Annotated in this window: 1 protein-coding gene; it reads left to right on the top strand. The window is 58.7% G+C overall.

The genetic code is table 11. The features are described from left to right. Positions 1-429: hypothetical protein (locus ACZXDY_RS46220; protein ID WP_464350059.1), on the top strand; the 429-nt coding region annotated here is incomplete at its 5' end. Positions 430-683 lie beyond the last annotated feature (254 nt).

The following is a 683-nucleotide window of genomic DNA, read 5'->3' as shown; positions in this document are numbered from 1 at the left end:
GGCCCCAGCATGGAGTTTGAATCAGAAATTCCTCCAATTGGGAATCCCGATTCCGCTAAAAAACAACACGCTCTAGCTGATCGATCGGCACCTTTTCCGTCACCAGAAGGTGAAATTCTTGTCCGCGTGGAACGAGTGCGCAAGCTCCCGCTGCCCAAGAGTTTGACCTCGACCCATAAGCTCACGCACGGAAAGAAGGAAGCGGATCGCGATCGCACTCCGGGTACTCAAAAAACTGCGGCGTGGCCCGGATCAGCGCCTCGACGTCAAGGAAGGATGGCCGCAGGCGCTTCGCGAACGGCAGCACCTCCTCAAACTTGCCGGGACGAGACCAGTTTCGCGCCGGGGCGCGGCGGTGGTGTGCCGTTCCCCACCTTCCCGTTCATCACCGAGTTAGTCGATCGGATTCCCCTGATCTGCCCTCGGTGATCGGATAGACGATCAGCTTAGCCATCGGCCGCGGTTGTACCTGCAGCGACTTCATTCAATCAGTGGGCCTGGATCAAGCTGCGCGCATATTAAGCGCCGGGGGTCGTCGTCAGCGCCCATGGAAATGCGCGCGGCCCCGAGCGGGCCTTTGAAGGTATCGCGGAACGGATGCAGCCTTAGGTGGTGTGGACTCTAAGGATTCCCTTTTAGGGGCAAATCAGATTCAAGGCTGCTTTTGGGGAGGCAGTCTTGGG

The organism is Bradyrhizobium sp. LeoB3 (assembly GCF_055456055.1).
The sequence above is the reverse complement of the archived record's forward strand: the minus strand, read 5'-3'. Positions and strand labels throughout refer to the sequence as shown.